General features: G+C 58.0%; 17 protein-coding genes. 8 read left to right on the forward strand and 9 right to left on the reverse strand.

Going from position 1 to position 16338, the window contains the following annotated elements; genetic code table 11:
- Positions 1 to 54: 54 nt before the first annotated feature.
- The 5 genes from boxB to WNY39_RS15600 all read left to right on the forward strand — a co-directional run bounded on the left by boxB (position 55) and on the right by WNY39_RS15600 (position 5207).
- Positions 55 to 1506 carry a benzoyl-CoA 2,3-epoxidase subunit BoxB gene (gene boxB, locus WNY39_RS15580; protein ID WP_342846987.1) on the forward strand — a complete coding sequence of 484 codons (1452 nt, stop codon included), beginning with the start codon at positions 55 to 57 and terminating at the stop codon, positions 1504 to 1506.
- 94 nt (positions 1507 to 1600) lie between these two features.
- Positions 1601 to 2779, forward strand: coding sequence for a benzoyl-CoA 2,3-epoxidase subunit BoxA (gene boxA / locus WNY39_RS15585; RefSeq protein WP_342846989.1), 1179 nt, complete (start codon positions 1601 to 1603; stop codon positions 2777 to 2779).
- Positions 2780 to 3205: a thioesterase family protein gene (locus WNY39_RS15590; protein ID WP_341233736.1), complete on the forward strand. Its 426-nt coding sequence runs from the start codon at positions 2780 to 2782 to the stop codon at positions 3203 to 3205. It abuts the gene before it with no gap.
- A gap of 77 nt (positions 3206 to 3282) precedes the next feature.
- Positions 3283 to 4173, forward strand: coding sequence for a helix-turn-helix transcriptional regulator (locus tag WNY39_RS15595; protein ID WP_342846990.1), 891 nt, complete (start codon positions 3283 to 3285; stop codon positions 4171 to 4173).
- The gene (locus tag WNY39_RS15600; protein ID WP_342846992.1) at positions 4170 to 5207 is read left to right on the forward strand and encodes a 3-hydroxyacyl-CoA dehydrogenase family protein; all 1038 of its coding nucleotides are present in this window, start codon (positions 4170 to 4172) and stop codon (positions 5205 to 5207) included. Before WNY39_RS15595 ends, WNY39_RS15600 begins: the two co-directional genes overlap by 4 nt.
- Before the next feature lie 60 nt (positions 5208 to 5267).
- On the opposite strand, the gene WNY39_RS15605 is transcribed toward WNY39_RS15600, so the two are convergent.
- The 6 genes from WNY39_RS15605 to hmgA all read right to left on the reverse strand — a co-directional run bounded on the left by WNY39_RS15605 (position 5268) and on the right by hmgA (position 12674).
- Positions 5268 to 6935: an ABC transporter substrate-binding protein gene (locus WNY39_RS15605; RefSeq protein ID WP_342846994.1), complete on the reverse strand. Its 1668-nt coding sequence runs from the start codon at positions 6933 to 6935 to the stop codon at positions 5268 to 5270.
- 290 nt (positions 6936 to 7225) lie between these two features.
- Positions 7226 to 7420 carry a DUF2783 domain-containing protein gene (locus WNY39_RS15610; protein ID WP_342846995.1) on the reverse strand — a complete coding sequence of 65 codons (195 nt, stop codon included), beginning with the start codon at positions 7418 to 7420 and terminating at the stop codon, positions 7226 to 7228.
- Entirely contained in the window at positions 7417 to 9021 is a 1605-nt protein-coding gene (locus tag WNY39_RS15615) for an FAD-dependent oxidoreductase (protein ID WP_342846997.1), read from the reverse strand. The genes WNY39_RS15610 and WNY39_RS15615 overlap by 4 nt, the downstream gene beginning before the upstream one ends.
- A gap of 7 nt (positions 9022 to 9028) precedes the next feature.
- Complete coding sequence (locus tag WNY39_RS15620; RefSeq protein ID WP_342846999.1) at positions 9029 to 9979, reverse strand: MBL fold metallo-hydrolase; 951 nt, start codon at positions 9977 to 9979, stop codon at positions 9029 to 9031.
- 81 nt (positions 9980 to 10060) lie between these two features.
- Complete coding sequence (gene fahA / locus WNY39_RS15625) at positions 10061 to 11314, reverse strand: fumarylacetoacetase (protein ID WP_342847001.1); 1254 nt, start codon at positions 11312 to 11314, stop codon at positions 10061 to 10063.
- A gap of 46 nt (positions 11315 to 11360) precedes the next feature.
- Positions 11361 to 12674: a homogentisate 1,2-dioxygenase gene (hmgA, locus tag WNY39_RS15630; RefSeq protein ID WP_342847127.1), complete on the reverse strand. Its 1314-nt coding sequence runs from the start codon at positions 12672 to 12674 to the stop codon at positions 11361 to 11363.
- 117 nt (positions 12675 to 12791) lie between these two features.
- Between hmgA and WNY39_RS15635 the strand changes: the two genes are divergently transcribed.
- Together WNY39_RS15635 and WNY39_RS15640 are read left to right on the forward strand one after the other, a co-directional pair.
- The gene (locus tag WNY39_RS15635; protein WP_342847003.1) at positions 12792 to 13241 is read left to right on the forward strand and encodes a MarR family winged helix-turn-helix transcriptional regulator; all 450 of its coding nucleotides are present in this window, start codon (positions 12792 to 12794) and stop codon (positions 13239 to 13241) included.
- Between the two features lie 26 nt (positions 13242 to 13267).
- Positions 13268 to 14137, forward strand: a complete 870-nt coding sequence (locus WNY39_RS15640; RefSeq protein ID WP_342847004.1) for a DMT family transporter — start codon at positions 13268 to 13270, stop codon at positions 14135 to 14137.
- On the opposite strand, the gene WNY39_RS15645 is transcribed toward WNY39_RS15640, so the two are convergent.
- Both WNY39_RS15645 and WNY39_RS15650 read right to left on the reverse strand, forming a co-directional pair.
- Positions 14127 to 14936 (reverse strand): division plane positioning ATPase MipZ, encoded by an 810-nt coding sequence (locus WNY39_RS15645; RefSeq protein WP_342847006.1) that lies wholly within the window; start codon positions 14934 to 14936, stop codon positions 14127 to 14129. The two genes, WNY39_RS15640 and WNY39_RS15645, sit on opposite strands and share 11 nt — an antisense overlap.
- Positions 14937 to 15129: 193 nt before the next feature.
- The gene (locus WNY39_RS15650) at positions 15130 to 15381 is read right to left on the reverse strand and encodes a hypothetical protein (RefSeq protein ID WP_342847008.1); all 252 of its coding nucleotides are present in this window, start codon (positions 15379 to 15381) and stop codon (positions 15130 to 15132) included.
- Positions 15382 to 15596: 215 nt separating this feature from the next.
- On the opposite strand from WNY39_RS15650, the gene WNY39_RS15655 reads away from it, so the two are divergent.
- The gene (locus tag WNY39_RS15655) at positions 15597 to 16013 is read left to right on the forward strand and encodes a VOC family protein (RefSeq protein WP_342847010.1); all 417 of its coding nucleotides are present in this window, start codon (positions 15597 to 15599) and stop codon (positions 16011 to 16013) included.
- A gap of 99 nt (positions 16014 to 16112) precedes the next feature.
- Here the strand turns inward: WNY39_RS15655 and rpmE are convergent, their stop codons facing one another.
- A complete protein-coding gene (rpmE, locus tag WNY39_RS15660) occupies positions 16113 to 16334 on the reverse strand; it encodes a 50S ribosomal protein L31 (protein ID WP_219579389.1) in 222 nt (73 codons plus the stop codon).
- Positions 16335 to 16338: the final 4 nt, after the last annotated feature.

The raw sequence follows: 16338 nt of genomic DNA on the forward strand, positions 1-16338 counted from the left end.
AAAAAATCCGACCCAAAATCTTTGAAAGATTTTGACCCCACGAGGAGGAAATCAATGATCGACCTAATCAACGTAAGCTACGACACCCAGATCCCGAATAACGTGAATCTGAGCCAGGATAAGAAGGTGCTAAAAGCGCTGGAGAAATGGCACCCGGGGTACATCAACTGGTGGAATGACTTGATCCCGCAGAACTTTCAGGAATCGATGGTGTATTTGCGCACGGCCGTGTCGGTTGATCCAAAAGGTTGGGCAAAGTTCGATTATGTAAAGATGCCGGAATACCGTTGGGGTGTTTTGCTGGCCCCCGCCGTTGAAGATCGCAAAATTCCGATGGGTGAACATTACGGCGAACCCGCGTGGCAAGAAGTACCCGGCGAATACCGCAACATGCTGAAACGTCTGATCGTGATCCAGGGCGATACAGAGCCGGGGTCGGTCGAGCAGCAACGCTTCCTTGGGCTGACCGCGCCATCGCTTTACGACATGCGCAACCTGTTTCAAGTCAACGTGGAGGAAGGCCGCCACCTTTGGGCGATGGTCTATCTGCTGCAAAAGTATTTCGGCCGTGATGGCCGCGAAGAAGCGGATGACTTGCTGGTGCGGTCCTCGGGCTCGGATGACAGCCCGCGTATGCTGGGCGCGTTTAACGAGGAAACGCCGGATTGGCTGTCGTTTTTCATGTTCACCTATTTCACGGACCGCGACGGCAAGATGCAGTTGGAAAGCCTTGCGCAGTCGGGCTTTGACCCGCTGTCGCGCACCTGCCGCTTTATGCTGACCGAGGAAGCGCACCATATGTTTGTCGGCGAAACCGGCGTGGGCCGCACCATTCAGGCGACGCTTGAGGCGATGAACAAGGCGGGCATCACCGACCCTTACGATATCAATAAAATCCGCGAGTTGGGCGTGATCGACCTGCCCACGATCCAGAAAAAGCTGAACCTGCACTATACCTTGTCGCTGGACCTGTTCGGTCAAGAGGTGTCGACCAACGCCGCCAACGCGTTCAACTACGGCATCAAAGGCCGGTATATGGAGCAGCGGATCGACGACGATCACAAGCTGCAGAACGACACCTATGCGGTCACGTCAGTGAAGGATGGCAAGATCGTCACCGAAGACGTGCCCGCCTTGACCGCGATTAACATGCGTCTGCGCGATGATTACGTGCGCGATGCCGCAGGCGGTGTCGGGCGCTGGAACAAGCAGATTGCCAAAGCGGGTGTCGACTATGCATTCAAGATGCCGCACGAAGGTTTCCACCGTCAGATCGGCGTGTTCAGCGCCGTGGCTGTTGACCCCGATGGCAACATCATGTCGTCGGATGAATGGCACAAACGCAAAGACGAATGGCTGCCGACCAAGGCGGATGGTGATTATATCCAGTCGTTGATGGTACCGTGCTATGAGCCGGGCAAATACGCCAGCTGGATCGCCGCACCCAAAGTTGGCATCGATAACAAGCCGGGCGACTTTGAATATGTAAAGTTGCACATGGCCTAAAGCGCGCGGTGGGTTGTACCCACCCTACGCAGATAACAACGGTGGGTGGGCTTTGGTCCGCCCATCCGCACATAAAGCCGCAGGAGCATTCGCCATGAACCAGCCCGTTAAACAGCACCTCATCGACCCCGAGATCTGTATCCGGTGCTATACCTGCGAAATGACCTGTCCGGTGGGCGCGATTGAGCATGACGACAACAATGTCGTGGTGAATTTCGACGCCTGCAATTTCTGCATGGATTGCATTCCCGTCTGCCCCACGGGTTCGATTGACGAATGGCGCGTCGTCGATACGCCCTATACGCTGGAACAGCAGTTCGAGATGGACGAACTGCCCGATCAGGAAGACATCCCCGCACCCGCCCCATCGTCGGACGAGGGGGTCGTGGACCCAATCGCGGCATTGTTGGCCGAAGCGCATAAAGGGGCGGGCGGTAAGGCCAAAGCCCCCCTGACGGCCAGCAAGCCAGCGGTTAATATGTACAACCTTGGCAAGCCTGCCAAGATGAAGGTGCAGGGCAATTACCGTCTGACCGATGACCCGGACCATGACGTGCGCCACATCATCCTTGACCCCGGCGCGCTGCCGTTTCCGGTGCTCGAAGGGCAATCTGTTGGCATCATCCCCCCCGGCACCGATGCCGAAGGCAACGCGCATCTGCCGCGGCTTTATTCGATCTCGAGCCCGCGGGACGGTGAACGCCCCGGCTATCACAATATCTCGCTTACGGTGAAACGCGAGGATAAGGGGCTGGCGTCAAACTTCCTATGTGACCTTGAAACCGGGGCCGAGGTCGAGGTAACAGGCCCCTTTGGCGCGACATTCCTGATGCCAAGCGATCCGCAGGCGCATTTACTGTTGATCTGTACAGGGACCGGTTCCGCACCCATGCGCGCCTTTACCATGCAGCGCCAGCGCAGCGGTGCGACAGGTGGGATGACCATGTTCTTTGGTGCGCGCACGCCGCAAAGCCTGCCGTACTTCGGCCCGCTCAAGAAGATACCGGAAAGCCTGATGAAACAGCATCTGGTGTTCAGTCGCGAGGCGGGCACGGATAAGGAATATGTGCAGGACCGGATTATTGCCGAGCAGGAATCTGTGGCGGAATTGTTGGCCGATGATCACACCTATATTTATATCTGCGGGTTGCGGGGCATGGAGGAAGGTGTTGAAAGGGCGATGACTTCAATCGCCGAAAGCATGGGGCAGCAATGGGAAGCGTTGCGCGACACCATGCGTGAAGACGGCCGCTACCATGTGGAAACCTACTGAATGACCGACACGCCTTTTGTTCATGAAATTCGCGTAACTTGGGGCGACTGTGACCCGGCGCAGATTGCATATACCGCCCGTTTGCCCTGGTTCGCGCTGGATGCGATCAATGCGTGGTGGGAAGAGCATTTCGACGGCGAAGGTTGGTTCCAGATGGAAATTGACCGCAATATGGGCACGCCTTTCGTGAACCTGTCGATGGATTTCAGCAGCCCCGTCACCCCGCGCCATCGTCTGATGTGCGAAACTTATCCGACGCGGCTGGGCGAGAAATCGATCACCTTCGGGATGAAAGCATATCAGAATAATGTGCTGTGTTTCACCGGTAGCTTTACCTGCGTATTCACCCAAGCAGATGTTTTCAAAAGCATGCCCGCGCCTGATCGTATTCGCAAAGTGGTGGAGCCGTTGATCCGCGACGCTTAATGCACTTTTTTGCAGATTTGTGTTGATACCACAGGGATGGGGGTTAATCTTGCATTATTGTTCATTAATGGATGCTTATGCCCGATATTCACCCCCCATCCACCCCCGGCGAAGAGCTGATCAAGCGGATCGCCGTTCGGGTGCGAGAGGCGCGAAAATCTCGGGGTTTGCCGCGCCGCGTTTTATCCGAGATGTCAGGCGTGTCACCGCGCTATCTAGCCCAGCTTGAGGCAGGGGAAGGCAATATATCGGTCATATTGTTGCAGCGGGTAGCCGGTGCGCTTGACCTGAAGATCGAGGCGTTGTTGGCAGAGACCATACCACTTGATCGGGATGCAGAGCGGATTGCGCAGGTGTTCAGCAAGGCCAACCCCGATGTGCAGCAACAGGTGCGTGCGTTGCTGTTCGCGCAAAGCAAGACCGAACTGCGGGCGGGTCGTATCTGTCTGATCGGTTTGCGCGGGGCCGGAAAATCGACATTGGGCAAGTTGGCGGGCGATGCGCTGGGTCTGCCTTTTGTTGAGTTGAACAAAGAGATCGAGGCCGCATCCGACATGCCAATTGCCGAGGTGATGGCGCTGTACGGGCAAGAGGGATACCGCGAGCTTGAAGCCGAAGCGTTAGAGCGGGTCGGTGCCAAGCATGACAAAATGATCCTTGCCGTCGCGGGTGGCATCGTCGCCGAGAAAACGACCTATACCCGGCTATTGCAGCGGTTTCATACGATCTGGGTCCACACCAGCCCTGCGGAATATATGCAGCGGGTGCGCGCCCAAGGTGATGTGCGCCCGATGGAAGGCAACCCCGCCGCGATGACGCAGCTCAAGAACCTGCTGGATACCCGCACCCCGCTGTACGAGCGTGCGGATGCGCAGATCAACACGTCAAACCGCCCGGTAAAGGCATCGCTTAAGGACCTGCTGCGCATCATCGAAAAGCGCCATTTTCTGGATGTGCTAGACGGGTGACAGCGCCAGCGCAAAGGCATGTGGTTCTATACGATCTGGGCACGGCCAGTGCGGATTTAATCCACGTCTTGTCCAAGGCCGGTTTCACCGTCAGCGTGATAGAGCCTGACCCAAATGACGCGGCCCGTGTGGGCGCGGTTCTTGGGCGGCGCTTGCCTGATTTGGAGCTGCGCGTGGACAGCGCCGTGCCGATGCATTGCGACGTGTTTGTTAGCCGTGCTGTGGACGCTGGCCAAGCGCCGCAGGGCGCATTGGTGGTGGTTCTGGATGGGCCGCAGGCGCTTGCAGGGCTTGCCGGTGCTGCGCGCGCGGTGTCGATGGATTTACTGGCCCCGCGACTGCTAGAGGTCAGTTTTGGCAGCGCTTGCGCCGACGCCCGCCGGATGGCGGTGGAGTTTGTAAAATCCCTGAATGTACCGTTCATGCAAAGCAAAGGGGATGCGTTCGCGGGCACTGTCTTGCAAGATGCGGCCCTCGCGTTGGTAGACCGGCTTTTGCTTGTGGGCGTGACCCCGTGGGAGCTGGATGAAGCGCTGGAAGATGCGGGGTTTGCGCAAGGGCTTTTGAAAGCGCAGGACCATATCGGTTTGGAGCTTGCGTTCGCGCGGCGCAGGGCGGCTGGCACCGATCTTTTGGTGGCAGATCGCATGGTGCGCGAGGGGCGATTGGGCCGGTCTATTGGGGTCGGGTGGTATCGGTATCCCGGTGGGGGCGGCGCAGTGATTGACCCGCTGATGGAGGATATGATCGTCGAGGAAGCCCGCTTTGCCCGTATTGATCAGATGCCGATTTCGGCGGCCCGGGCAGCAGACGCTTTGATTGTCGGGGTGATGAATGCGGCCAGTGGCATGTTGCAAAGTGGCGTGACGCCGCAAGAACTGGATCAACTGGCGTTTTACAAATTGGGGCTGCCGGACATCATCGCGCGCGCGCGATCAATGGGGCAGGCGGCGGTTGAACAGCGTTTGCGAGACTTGCAGGCGGTCCACCCCACGCTTTGGGCACCATCGCCAGCCTTGTCCCTGCTTTTCTAACGCGCAACGAAAAAGGGGCCACGAAAACGCGGCCCCTTTCCCAAGATGTTATCGTTGCGACTACATGGTCCACGCCATACGTGCCGGGTGGTATTCGAACCCGATGTGGTGGTTCGCGCCAACCAGACCTTCTTTGGTGTGATTGTACAGCGACCGCCAGTAGGGCTGGATTGTCACGCCTTCGCTTTGGATCAACGCCTCACCTTCGGCCATGATCGCACGGCGTTTTTCAACGTCGGCCACGGACAGTGCTTTGGTCAGCAGGGCGTCGAATTCGGGGTTGGACCAGCCGAATTCATTCCATGCTTCGCCCGAACGATAGGCCAGTGCCCAGATTTGCACGCCCAAAGGCCGCGCGTTCCAGTTGGTCGAGGAGAACGGGTATTTCGTCCAGTCGTTCCAGAAGGTCGACCCGGGCAGGATTGTCCGCTTTACCTTGATGCCCGCATCCCGCAATTGCGCGGCAACCGCGTCGGTGGTGTCTTTGCGCCAAGCATCGTCGATCGAGAACAGCTCGTGTTCGAAATCGGCCATGCCAGCTTCGTCCATCAGCGCCTTGGCGGCGGCAGGATCGACCTTGCGTGGGGGCAGTTCCGCGTATTCAGGGTGCATCGGGCCGACGTGATGGTTTTCGGCGACCAGACCGCGCCCCGCATAGCCCAGTTCAAGCAGGACGGTGTTATCAACGGCCATCATAATCGCCTGACGGACCCGCGCATCGGCGTATGGCTTCATGCCGTCCACTTCGGCAAGCTGGTTGGGACGGATCACGATGGTTGCCGCAGTGGCGATTTCGTTTTCGTTCCAGCCATCAAGCGTGCCGAACACGTCGATGAATTCACCCTCAATGGAATAGGTCGCGTCGATTTCGTCAGCCTCGGCTGCCGCAACAAAGGCGGACGGGTCTGTGCCGTAATCAATGTATTCAAGCCGGTCGATGTAGGGGCCGCCATACACTTCGGTGCCCCACCATGTGTGATCGGGGTTCTTGACCAACACACTTTTCACACCCACTTCGAGCGATTCAGGTAGGTAGGCACCTGTGCCAACGGGATTGTCCAGCATGGTTTCGGCGTCGAACCCTTCGGGAACGATTGCGGCAGGGTAATCGGCCATGCCGGGAATCAAGGTGATGTCCGGACGTGGCAGCATCAGTTTTACCGTGTGATCATCGACCGCAACAATGGACCCTTCGATTGCTTTGCCTGTGCCCTCGTCGATCAGGGTCGCGAAACGGCCAGCCATTGAGTTGCCTTCGACGGATTTGTCACACCAACCTTCGATGTTGCGCACCACGTCGGCGGCGGTAAAGGCGTTGCCATTGTTCCAGGTGACGCCCTTGCGAACGTTCAGAGTATATTCGGTGGCGTCGTCGTTAATTTCCCAGCTTTCCAGCAAGGCGGGGGTAAACGTGCCGTCATTTTCCCAGATCGCCAGATATTCGAGCCACCCGCGCGAGAAGTTTGCGATTTGCGACCAGTCATAGGTGCGCGGATCTTTGAGGGCGCGCACTTCCATCTGCATGCGTACTGTGCCGCCTTCTTTGTGGGCGGCGGCGCTGGCAGGGGTGGGCAGACCAATCATTGCATATGCGGTGGCAGTGGTTGCGCCAAATGCGCTGGCCAGTGCCAGAAATTCGCGTCTGTTTACCGGATCTGCCTTGGCGGCCTCGGCTGATTTTAGAATGGCCTCTGGCAGGGGCTTACCGGTACGGGTCAAAAAACTCATGATCTTCCTCTCTGTTGCTGTGGCTACGGCTTTTGCCGCTTTCCACGTTCGCCCCCTTGGCTGTGGCCGCAGGGTTGGTGATGCAGTTGATCTGCGCTTGTCACCTAGTTGAACCTAGGTTTGGTCGGTTGAGTGTCAACTTTGCGTTGCCATGCGTCAAGGCTGTAGCCGGAGATTAGCCGCTAAAGCCTCGGAAATGAGGGAAATGCGGCGCGCTGCGCCATATGATTTTTTGCATCTGCCAAGGGCAGATGCGTGCCTCCGGCGGGGATATTTATGAGCCAGAGAAGTCAGGATGGGGTGGTTTGCCGTGCCGCGGCGAGCAGTTTTTCGAGCCGGTCCAGATCACCGATTTCGTTGGCGAAGATCAGCACGAGCCGTGCGTTAAGGGCATGGCTTTGCGCGTCGGTCAAACTGGCGTGTGCATCCATCAGCGCGTTATAAAAACTGTCTGCATCGGGGCCGAGGTTGTCGTCGAGGATCATATCATTGCTCCGAGGGCGCGGTCGCGGGCTGCGATGATTGCGGCGGGGTCGGGTGTATCGAAGACGGCGCAGACATGACCGTCGGGGCGCAGAAGATAGACTTTATCTGTACCGTAGCGGGTTTCGGCGTGGCCATCCGTGGCGCGGTAGCAGGGGTAATCTGCAAATTGATTGATGCCAATGCGCGCGATGCCCGCGATATCGGGCAGCGGCATCGGGCTGGCAGTGAGTAGGGTAAAATCGCCGTGGGTTGCGGTGAGTAACCAGGTTTGATTCTGCCCGTCATGAAGGGGGGCGTCGATCAGCGCGGTGCCCGGTGTTACGGGCGCGGCCGCCGGGGTTTGCAGCGGGGATGCGGAGAGGTTGCAGGGCTGCGAGAGCCGGCCCGAGTTGATCAGTTTACGGGCAAAGGGGTGTTCGGCGGCAAGCTGGAGGACCTGATCGCGAAATAGTGCTTCGATGGGGGATTTGGGGGTCATGAAATTGGTGGCCCGCGACGAGTTGAGGATGTTTTCTGCGGAACCGTGGACCCGTTCAATGTTGTAGCTTTCGATAAGTGGTTGGCGGGCTTTGCCCTGCAAGACTGCGGCGAGTTTCCAGCCAAGATTATCCACGTCTTGAATGCCGCCATTGCCGCCGCGCGCGCCAAAAGGACTGACCACATGAGCGCTGTCCCCGACATAAATTACGCGGTTATGCACAAAGCGGTCCAGCTTGGCACAGCGGAATTTATAGACGCTCATCCAATCAAGGCGAAAAGGCGTGTCGCCGACGATAGCCTTGATGCGCGGGATGACTTTGGCTTCGGTCGCTTCTTCCTTGGGGTCGGTGTCGGGGCCGAGTTGCAGGTCGATGCGGTAGATGTTGTCGGGCTGTTTGTGCAGCAAGGCGGATTGGCCGTTGTGAAACGGCGGGTTGAACCAGAACCAGCGTTCTGGCGTGTCGTCGCTGCCAAAGGGGGAGGTTTCCATTTCGACGTCAACGATTAGGAAGTGTTCCTCGAACGTTTGGCCGTTGAAGGGGAGATTCATGCGGGTACGTGTCGCCGATCCTGCGCCGTCGCAGGCGAGGTAGTAGTCTGTTTGGAGTGTGTAGTCGCCGTCGGGGGTGGTGATGTCGAGGGTGACATGATCGCCGTGATCGATGTGATTTGTGACCTTGTTGAGGAAGCGCAGGTCAATCAGGTCGGGGAAATCTTGAGCGCGCTCGGCAAGGTACTGTTCGACGTAATATTGCTGCAAGTTGATAAAGGCGGGGTATTTGTGACCGGGTTCGGGCAGCAGATCGAAGGCGTAGACCTGATTTGCGCCGTGGAAATTACGCCCGACCTTCCAAGTGACCCCCTTGGCCAGCATCCGTTCGCCGATGCCAAGACGGTCAAATATCTCAAGGCTCCGTTTGGCCCAGCAGATCGCACGCGAGCCGATGGATACCACGTTGTTGTCATCCAGCACCACCGAAGCCGTGCCGCGTTGGGCCAGATCAATAGCCATCGCCAGCCCGATGGGGCCCGCGCCGACGATCACCAAAGGATGGCGGGGTTCGGGGCGCGTCAGGCCCGGCGGGGGCGTGTAGGGGAAGGGGGCGTAATCATAGGCCATGGCGGGCTTAGCTTTGCAATTCCTCCCACATCTCGATGTCGCGCTTGTCGGTCCAGATGCGGGGGTGGCTGATCCCGCGGGCCTCGTCATAGGCGCGGGCGACGTTGAAGGGCAGGCAATGCTCGTAGATTGCGTAGTCGGCAAATTTCGGATCACATTCGGCCCGGACGGCATCCCATGCGTCTTTGAGTGTGCCATTGCGAGCGGCCACGCGAGCGGCGGGACGATAGGTGCTTTCGACGAAATCGCGGGTATTCTCAATGGCGGCGTTTACCATGTCACGGCCAACCAACGCGTCCCCACGACCGGGGGCGATGGCATCGACATCATAGGCTTTGATCGCGTCCAGTGTGTTACCCCAATCGGCAAAGTATCCGTCGCCACAGTAGCAGGCGGAATGGTATTCAACGATGTCGCCGGTGAACATGACGTTTTCATCGGGGACATGGACGACGATATCGCCAGCGGTGTGGGCGCGGCCCAGATGCATCAGATCGACGCGGCGGTTACCGAGGTAGACGGTCATGCGGTCGTTAAAGGTGGTTGTGGGATAGGTCAGGCCGGGGATGGATTCGTGGCCCTCGAACAGGCGGGGGAAGCGTTGGAATTCGCTGTCCCAATCCTCTTGCCCGCGTTCGTTGACCATGCCACGCGCCATTTCGGACATGATGATCTGGTTGGCGTTGAAAGCGGAGGCGCCGAGGACGCGCACGGCGTGGTAGTGGGTCAGCACGACATGGCTGATGGGCTTGTCGGTGACCTCGCGGACTTTCTCGATGACTTTATTAGCAAGGCGGGGTGTCGCCTGCGCCTCGATGATCATGACGCTGTCATCGCCGATAATCACGCCGGAGTTCGGGTCACCCTCGGCGGTGAAGGCCCAGAGGTCTTTGCCCACTTCGGTAAAGGAGATTTTCTTTTCGGTCATGTCCCCTTGGGAGGCGAATTTCTTGGACATTTGTATTCCTTTATCGGGTGTCTGCGCGCGGGGCGATTGTTGGAGCCTCCGGCGGGAGTTTATTGGGCAAAATGAAGCAGGTTAGCGCTGCGGTTGGGCAGGGAGGATGGTGCCAGCGCAGGCACCGAACCCGATCCGGTAACCGTCACCTTGGGCGTGGCCGGTCAGGATCATGGTATCGCCGTCCTCGACAAAGCTGCGGGTGGTGCCGTCGGACAGGGTGATCGGTTCCTTGCCGCCCCAGCTAAGTTCCAGCAAGCTGCCGCGTTCGTGTTTTTCGGGGCCGGAGATCGTGCCGGACCCAAGCAAATCGCCAGCATTCATGGAGCAGCCGGAGGAGGAGTGATGCGCCAGTTGTTGAGGGGCTGAATAGTACATTGTGTTGTAGTTGGTGCGTGCGAGGACTTCTTGGCTGCCGCCCTTGGGTTGGATCAACACGCTTAGGTGGATGTCATAGAGCATCGGCTTGGGTTCTTGCAGGTAGGGCAGGAGTTCCTTTTCCCGTTCCGGCGTAGAGGTGCGGAACGGTTCAAGTGCGGCGGTTGTTACGATCCAGGGGGAGATTGATGTGGCAAAGGCTTTGGCCTGAAACGGGCCGAGCGGCTGGTATTCCCACGCTTGGATGTCGCGTGCGGACCAATCGTTGAGCAGCACGTAGCCAAAGATCATTTCATCGGCTTCAGCCACGCTGATAGTGTCGCCCATGTCGGTCGATGTCCCGACGATGGCACCCATCTCAAGTTCGATATCTAGGCGCTTGCAGGGGCCAAAGGTTGGCATATCCGCATCAGGCGCTTTTAACTGGCCGTTTGGCCGATGGATGTCGGTGCCAGAGACAACCACTGTCGAGGCGCGGCCGTTATAGCCGATAGGGATGTGCAGCCAGTTCGGCGGCAGCGCGTTTTCGGCACCGCGAAACATGGTGCCGACATTGGTGGCGTGGTGACGGCCTGCGTAGAAATCGGTGTATTCAGACACGACGATGGGCATGTGCAAGCGGATGTCCGACATGGGCACAAGATGCGGCGCGACTTTGGCTTGATCGGGGCTGCCAGTGGCGAGAAGTTCAGTCAGTTGTGACCGCAGCTTGGCCCATGCTTCGGGCCCCAGATCCATCACGTCGTTCCAATAGGGTACATCAAACACGGGATCAAAATGCAGCAGGATCAGGTCTTCGGCCTCGACCGCGGCCATATCCAGCACCATATCGCCGATGGCGACACCACAGCGCGGTTCAAGGCTGTCGGTCGAGAATACGCCGTAGGGCAGGTTGTTGAGCGGAAAATCAGTATCGGCGCTGTTGGCGCTTTCCACCCATGAAGTGAGCAATGTCATAATCTGTCCTTGAATTAATATGTCTGCGCGACCCTTGGGCCAAAGTCTATTTCTTGCCCGGTGTGCCGTCGAACTTTTTCTCGAGGCTGTCCCAGCAATCGATGTAATCATCCTGCAAGGGGGCCTCTTTCGCGGCGAATTCGGTGAGGTGCTGGGGGAAACGGGTTTCGAACATGAACGACATGGTGTTGTCGAGTTTTTCCGCCTTGAGCTCGGCATTCGACGCGCCTTCGAACGCATTTTTGTCGGGACCGTGGGGCAGCATCATGTTGTGCAGGGACATGCCACCGGGGATGAACCCTTTGGGTTTGGCATCGTACTGACCATAGATATTGCCCATCAGTTCGGACATGACGTTTTTATGGTACCATGGGGGGCGAAAGGTATCTTCGGCGACCATCCAGCGTTCGCGGAACAGCACAAAATCGATATTTGCCGTGCCTTCGACGCCCGAGGGGGCGGTTAGCACGGTAAAGATTGACGGATCTGGATGGTCGAACAGGACAGCGCCCACGGGGCAATAGGTGCGCAGGTCGTATTTAACGGGTGCGTAATTGCCGTGCCACGCAACCACGTCCAAGGGGGAATGGCCGATCTGCGTCTCGTGAAATTGCCCGCACCATTTGATCGTCACGGTTGAGGGCGCATCGCGGTCTTCGAACGCGGCGACCGGTGTTTTGAAATCGCGACGGTTGGCCATGCAGTTCGCGCCGATGGGGCCACGACCGGGGAGTTCGAATTTCTGGCCGTAATTTTCGCAGACAAAACCGCGCGCTGGGCCGTCGATGACTTCGACGCGGTAGACCAGACCGCGCGGGATGATCGCGATTTCCTTGGGTTCAAGGTCGATGACGCCCAGTTCGGTGCAAAAACGCAACCGGCCCTCTTGCGGGACGATTAGCATTTCGCTATCGGCAGAGTAGAAATACGCATCAACCATGCTGTCAGTGACCAGATAGATGTGGCTGGCCATGCCGACTTGGGTGTTCACATCACCGGCGGTTGTCATGGTGCGCATACCGGTAAGCCACGTGAGTGTGTCGGTCGAATGCGGCACCGGATCCCAGCGGTATTGGCCAAGGCTGGTCACGTCCTGCGGTATATGCGGTGCGGATTTCCAATAGGGTAGGTCGATTTTTTCGTAACGGTGTGAATGCTTTACCGACGGGCGGATGCGGTAGCACCATGTGCGTTCGTTCTGGTGGCTGGGCGCGGTAAAGGCCGTGCCCGACAGCTGTTCACCATAAAGACCATAATTGCATTTTTGGGGGCTGTTCATGCCTTGGGGCAGGGCGCCGGGTAACGCTTCGGTTTCAAAGTCATTGCCGAAGCCGGGCATATAGCCTGCGGTGGTTCCCATCGGGCTGGTGGCGGTTGTCAGGTCGGATGGGGTTACTTGGCGGTTCACAAAAGCCTCCCTTGCAAAATCTGTTGCGTTTGTAATAGTTGTTTTTGTAACTAACAAGCGGTCCCTTTCATGTCAGACGCCGATTTCGACCTTACCCAGTTCCTGCCCTATCTGCTGAACCAAGCAGCCGAGGCCAGCAGTCTGGAGTTTCAGAAAATCTATAAAGACCGCTATGGTATGCTGCGAACTGAATGGCGGGTCCTGTTTCATCTGGGGCTATACGGGCGCATGACGGCAAGCGAGATCGGCGCGCGCGCCAATATGCACAAGACCAAGATCAGCCGCGCGGTACAAAGACTGGCCGAGCGCCGCTTTGTGACGCGGACACGCGACGATGCTGACCGCAGGGTTGAACACCTGTCCCTGACGGCGCAGGGGCAGGCTGCCTATGCGGACCTGCATCAGGTGGCGCAGCGCTATGATGGCGACCTGACGGCAGGCCTTGGCCCGGACGACCGTGTTGCGCTGAAAAAGATGCTGGTGGCGCTGTCGGCCAAATTTCCAGCGGGCTTTACTTGAGCGCGGTTCGGCGTCACCGATAGCATATGAATGATCAAGCCCGCGGATTTTTGATTACCTTGATCGGCGTCCTTTGTGTGGTGCCGGATTCCCTGTTTGTGCGGTTGATTGATGCGCCCGCGTTGACGATCGCCTTTTGGCGGTTGGTAGTGGCTGGCGGACTTATCGGCGGATGGGTATTTTGGGCCAAGGGCATAGGGCCGTTTCAAGCGGTGCTGAGAACGGGGCGCTACGGTGCAATCTATATGATCGGCACAGGGGCGAGCGGCGTTTTGTTTGTGTTGGCGGTCAGCCTGACCTCGGTCGCCAATGTGGTATTCATCATCGCATCGCTGCCGGTTTTCGCCGCGATCTATAGCCGTATTTTTCTGGCAGAGCCGATAAACCGCAGGATGTTGATCACGATTGCTGCTGTCATGGTTGGCATGGCGTTTATCGCCTATGGGTCGGGTCACACGGGGCATGCCAGTCTGGCGGGGGATCTGCTTGCTTTGGCCGTGTCCGCTTTGTTTGCAGCCGGGTTGACGGCGGCGCGCCATGCCAAGGCCGTGTCCATGGTGCCGGGGGCGGGCCTATCCTATTTGATCGCGGCGTTGCTGATCGCCCCGTTCGCGGCACCGTTTGCCATGCCCGCTGACCAAGCGCCCTTGGTGCTAGGCCACGGCGTTTTCATCATGGTCAGTTCGGTGTTGTTGGCGCTTGGTCCGCGCTACATCACCTCGGCTGAGGTCGGTCTGTTGGTGCTTTTGGAATCGGTGCTGGCACCGCTATTGGTTTGGGCCGTCGTGGGCGAAGACCCGGGCGGCTATGCGTTGATCGGCGGGGGGCTGGTGATTTTGGCGCTATTTGCGTCAAACATGGTGGCCCTGTCCTGCCGAAAACGGATCAGAAATTGATTTCAACGCCCGGCAGGTTGAGCGCCTTCATCAGGTCGCGCAGTTCTTGACGGGCCGCCACGTTCGAGATGTTAAGCTGTTTGACGCCAATATCTTTGAGATCCAGCAGGGTCAGTCCGCGCGGGAACAGCTCGCGGAAAATAACCCGCTCGTTAAAGCCGGGCGCAATCCGAAAGCCGATGCGCTTGCTCAGGTTGGCAATCGCGCGCTCCATCTTGTCTTTGTTGACCATGCGCTGCGCCCCCATGCGGTTGCGCACAACGATCCAGTCAATCGGGGCAAGCCCGGCCTGAGCGCGTAGTTGCCGCGCATTCCAGACCATTTCGGAATACACCGATGGGCCGGTGATCTTGTCGCCGGTGGCATCGGTGTGGGCCAGCAGATCAAAATCGATAAAGCTATCATTCAGCGGGGTGATCAGCGTGTCGGCCAGCGAATGCGCGACTTGGCTAAGCCGAGTGTGCGATCCGGGGCAGTCGATCAGGATAAAGTCGCTCACTGGTTCCAGTTCGGCAATGGCAGCGCTGAGACGGTGATCATATATGTTTTCGCCGGGCTTGAGGGCATCGGCCTCGACCTCGGGTAGTTCGTGCATCGTGGGGGATGGCAGATCAAGTTCGGCTGACGCAAGAAATGATTTACGATTGTCGATGTACCGGCCAAAGGTGCGCTGGCGCAGGTCAAGGTCCAAGACACTGATCCGGTGACCCATCCGCGCGAGCGCAGTCGCCACGTGCATTGAAACGGTTGATTTGCCCGCTCCGCCTTTTTCATTTCCGACGACGATAATATGCGCCATTTCTAGCTGTCCCTTCTACTCCCCCGCTTTTGCCGGGGCCACATTAGGGCGAACCATATGGCAGATATGGTGCTTTTGGAAGCACTAGCGCGCCTAGATTGTGGTTAATGTATCAGGACCTTGCCGCGTTCCATCTTGTGATGGATTGGTGGGCATCATGGCGACGCGGGCCATGTGATGAGGTTGGATTGATTTACGCGGACGCGCCCAGATGGCTGCGGCAGGTCGTGATCATCTGCGTCAGTTCACGCCGGTCGCCATAAAGCCGCTTTAGCGCAGCGGCCAACACCAATGCTTGTCTATATTGCCTGCTATGCATCAGGTTCTGGGCTGCGGACAGGTCTTGCGTCCACAGTTCTGGCTGGGTTGGCGGTACGTGTTTGGGGGCAGGGGGCTGTTTGCGAGGTTTTTGGGCAGGACGGCGGATCAGGCAAGACGTGGTCATCAGCGAACCTTTCTAGGAGGGCTGAGGCGACGTTGCCTTGAAATCCTTTTCAAAACCTAAACGCGGGTGGGTTAGGACGCGTAAATTTATGCGAAACGCGGGTGGGTTTTCGGTGGCTTGCCGGGCCGTGCGTGTTGAGCCAACGAGGATGTCGGTTTAGCATAGGGCCGTAAACGCGGTGCAATACGCAAACTTACCAAAAAGGAACGCGCAGTATGATTGCCTATGTCACCGTTGGGGCTGATGATATCGCGCGCGCAAAGCGGTTTTATTCGGCGCTTCTGCCAGCACTTGGTTACGGGCTAAAGGAAGGCCCTGAAGGGCTAAGCTATGCGCTGCCTGTTGAGCCGGGACAGTCGCCGGCTCTGCCGGATTTCTATGTTAAGCCAACCTTTGACGGGGCCCCGGCGACCGCTGGAAACGGTAGCATGATCGCGTTTGAGGCACGTAGCCAAGCCCAAGTTCGCAACCTTCACGCCGCCGCCCTTGCCGCTGGCGGTTCGGATGAAGGCCAGCCGGGTTTTCGCCCGTCATATGGTCCGCATTTTTATGTAAGCTATCTTCGCGACCCTCAAGGCAACAAGATCGCCCTGTTCTCTAGCGATCCGAACGAGCCGGGCCGGGACGGATAACACAGTTCGCGCAGTGGGTGCCCGCATAGCGCCGCACCAATAAAAAATGGCGCGCCTCGGTGAGGCACGCCATTTTTCGTTCGTAATAGGCAGAAGGGTTTAGAAGCCCAGACCTGCGTATTTGTTTTTGAACTTGGACACGCGGCCGCCGGTATCCATCAAGCGGGATGTGCCGCCGTTCCATGCAGGGTGCACGGAGGGGTCAATATCCAACGCCAGCTGGTCGCCTTCTTTGCCGTATGTCGATTTCATTTCCAAGATCGTGCCGTCTGTCATTTTGACGTTGATCGTGTGGTATTCGGGGTGTGTATCGGCTTTCATGACA

This window comes from Sulfitobacter sp. AS59 (assembly GCF_038899995.1).
Taxonomy (GTDB): Bacteria; Pseudomonadota; Alphaproteobacteria; order Rhodobacterales; family Rhodobacteraceae; genus Sulfitobacter.